The 3,483-nt window shown below is 47.5% G+C and carries 1 tRNA gene and 2 rRNA genes; all 3 read left to right on the top strand.

Going from position 1 to position 3,483, the window contains the following annotated elements:
• Positions 1–112: 112 nt before the first annotated feature.
• The 3 genes from G9Q29_RS14760 to G9Q29_RS14750 all read left to right on the top strand — a co-directional run bounded on the left by G9Q29_RS14760 (position 113) and on the right by G9Q29_RS14750 (position 3,398).
• Positions 113–2,996: ribosomal RNA gene (locus G9Q29_RS14760) — 23S ribosomal RNA — on the top strand.
• A gap of 160 nt (positions 2,997–3,156) precedes the next feature.
• A 5S ribosomal RNA gene (rrf, locus tag G9Q29_RS14755) occupies positions 3,157–3,266 on the top strand.
• 59 nt (positions 3,267–3,325) lie between these two features.
• Positions 3,326–3,398: transfer RNA gene (locus tag G9Q29_RS14750), tRNA-Phe, on the top strand.
• Positions 3,399–3,483 lie beyond the last annotated feature (85 nt).

The raw sequence follows: 3,483 nt of genomic DNA, 5'->3' as shown, positions 1-3,483 counted from the left end.
ATAAAGTTCATTGACATATTGAGATAAGAAATAATAAAAAGTAGAAAGCAGTTTTTTCTAATTTATTAGAAAAAGCGAAAAAAAACGGTCGTAATTGATTTTACGATTGGTACAATAAGCAAAATAAGGGCGTATGGGGGATGCCTAGGCTCTCAGAGGCGATGAAAGGCGTGATAAGCTGCGAAAAGCTACGGGGATGGGCACACACCAATTGATCCGTAGGTACCTGAATGGGGCAACCCACTATCTTGAAGAGATAGTACACCGATAGGTGGGCAAACCCGCTGAACTGAAACATCTAAGTAGGCGGAGGAGAAGAAAACAAAAGTGATTCCGTAAGTAGTGGCGAGCGAACGCGGATTAGCCCAAACCAAAGTTGTTACGGCAATTTTGGGGTTGTAGGACCACGAGATTTTATGTACAAGGAACCGGAATTGACTGGAAAGTCGAACCATAGAGGGTGATAGTCCCGTATGGGTAACGAGTATAATAAATAGTGGTATCCTGAGTAGGGCGGGGCACGTGAAACCCTGTCTGAATTTGGCGGGACCATCCGCTAAGGCTAAATACTCCTGAGAGACCGATAGTGAACCAGTACCGTGAGGGAAAGGTGAAAAGAACCGTGAATAACGGAGTGAAATAGATCCTGAAACCATACGCTTACAAGCGGTCGGAGCCCTTAAGTGGGGTGACGGCGTGCCTTTTGCATAATGAGCCTACGAGTTAACGTTGCTGGCAAGGATAAGTGGTTAAGCCACGGATCCGTAGCGAAAGCGAGTCTGAATAGGGCGCTTTAGTCAGTAGTGTTAGACGCGAAACCGTGTGATCTACCCATGGGCAGGATGAAGCGCTGGTAACACAGTGTGGAGGTCCGAACCGGTTGACGTTGAAAAGTCTTCGGATGACCTGTGGGTAGGGGTGAAAGGCCAATCAAACTCGGAAATAGCTCGTACTCCCCGAAATGCATTTAGGTGCAGCGCACGGCGTAAAGTTATATAGAGGTAGAGCTACTGATTGGATGCGGGGGCTTCACCGCCTACCAATTCCTGACAAACTCCGAATGCTATATAATGTTTCCGTGCAGTGAGGGCTTGGGTGCTAAGGTCCAAGTCCGAGAGGGAAAGAACCCAGACCATCAGCTAAGGTCCCCAAATATACGCTAAGTTGAAAGAACGAGGTTTGTCTGCCCAGACAGCTAGGATGTTGGCTTGGAAGCAGCCATTCATTTAAAGAGTGCGTAACAGCTCACTAGTCGAGCGGACGAGCATGGATAATAATCGGGCATAAGCGTATTACCGAAGCTATGGATTTGTAATTTATTACAAGTGGTAGGGGAGCATTCTAACAGGGTAGAAGGTGTATCGTAAGGTATGCTGGACTGGTTAGAAAAGAAAATGTAGGCATAAGTAACGATAATGCGGGCGAGAAACCCGCACACCGAAAGACTAAGGTTTCCACAGCTATGCTAATCAGCTGTGGGTTAGTCGGGACCTAAGGCGAACCCGAAAGGGACAGTCGATGGACAACGGGTTAATATTCCCGTACTAGTTATTACTGTGATGGGGTGACGGAGTGATGAAAGCGCCGCGAACTGACGGAATAGTTCGTTGAAGTACCTACCTATAAGACCCGCAGGCAAATCCACGGGTTTTGGGGAAATACGATAGTACTCGGATACTTCGGTAGAAGAGATAGTGCGCCTAAGGGCTTCCAAGAAAAACCTCTAAACTTCAGGTAATAAGTACCCGTACCGCAAACCGACACAGGTAGTCGAGGAGAGAATCCTAAGGTGCTCGAGAGATTCATGGCTAAGGAATTAGGCAAAATAGACCCGTAACTTCGGGAGAAGGGTCGCCAGCAGCAATGCTGGCCGCAGTGAAGAGGTCCAGGCGACTGTTTATCAAAAACACAGGGCTCTGCAAAATCGTAAGATGAAGTATAGGGCCTGACACCTGCCCGGTGCTGGAAGGTTAAGTGGAGATGTTATCTTCGGAGAAGCATTGAAATGAAGCCCCAGTAAACGGCGGCCGTAACTATAACGGTCCTAAGGTAGCGAAATTCCTTGTCGGGTAAGTTCCGACCTGCACGAATGGTGTAACGATCTGGACACTGTCTCAGCCATGAGCTCGGTGAAATTGTAGTAGCGGTGAAGATGCCGCTTACCCGCAGTGGGACGAAAAGACCCTGTGCACCTTTACTATAGCTTAGTATTGACCTTGGATAAATGATGTGTAGGATAGGTTGGAGACTGTGAAGTGGCGTCGCTAGGCGTTGTGGAGTCATTGTTGAAATACAACCCTTTGTTTATCTGAGGCCTAACTCCGCATTGCGGAGGACATTGCTTGGTGGGTAGTTTGACTGGGGTGGTCGCCTCCAAAAGAGTAACGGAGGCTTCTAAAGGTTCCCTCAGTACGCTTGGTAACCGTGCGTAGAGTGCAATGGCATAAGGGAGCTTGACTGAGAGACATACAGGTCGATCAGGTACGAAAGTAGAGCATAGTGATCCGGTGGTTCCGCATGGAAGGGCCATCGCTCAAAGGATAAAAGGTACGCCGGGGATAACAGGCTGATCTCCCCCAAGAGCTCATATCGACGGGGGGGTTTGGCACCTCGATGTCGGCTCGTCACATCCTGGGGCTGGAGAAGGTCCCAAGGGTTGGGCTGTTCGCCCATTAAAGTGGCACGCGAGCTGGGTTCAGAACGTCGTGAGACAGTTCGGTCTCTATCTACTGTGGGCGCAAGAAATTTGAGTGGATCTGATTCTAGTACGAGAGGACCGAATTGGACAAACCTCTAGTGTATCTGTTGTCACGCCAGTGGCACCGCAGAGTAGCTACGTTTGGAAGGGATAAGCGCTGAAAGCATATAAGCGCGAAACCCACCACAAGATGAGATTTCTTTTAAGGGTCGTGGGAGATGACCACGTTGATAGGCTATAGATGTAAAGGCAGTAATGTCATAGTCGAGTAGTACTAATAACCCGTAAGCTTATGTACACCTTTTCCTCCCGAGTAATCGGGAGGGAGAAACTTTCTAATACTTCAATGTATACTTTTTTATATTCTTTATCTCAGTATGTTAAGATATTATGTAACTGATGTTTAATATTACATGTAAACAACATTACAAAAATTGCCCAAAGCAATTATAACTTCTTAAGGTGGTTATTGCGGCGGGGCTCACCTCTTCCCATCCCGAACAGAGTAGTTAAGCCCGCCAGCGCAGATGGTACTGCAGTTATGTGGGAGAGTATGTCGTCGCCTTTCTTTGAAAGCCCATTCTAATCGGATGGGCTTTTTTTTTAGCATTTACTTTTTACAAGTAAGGTACCTTAGCTCAGATGGTAGAGCAATGGACTGAAAATCCATGTGTCCCTGGTTCGATCCCTGGAGGTACCACATCCAAAGCTCGGATGGTGAAATTGGTAGACACGCTGGACTTAAAATCCAGTGAACAGCAATGTTCGTGCGGGTTCAAGTCCCG

Origin of the sequence: Flavobacterium turcicum (assembly GCF_011365745.1) — a bacterium.
GTDB lineage: Bacteria > Bacteroidota > Bacteroidia > Flavobacteriales > Flavobacteriaceae > Flavobacterium > Flavobacterium turcicum.
The sequence above is the reverse complement of the archived record's forward strand: the minus strand, read 5'-3'. Positions and strand labels throughout refer to the sequence as shown.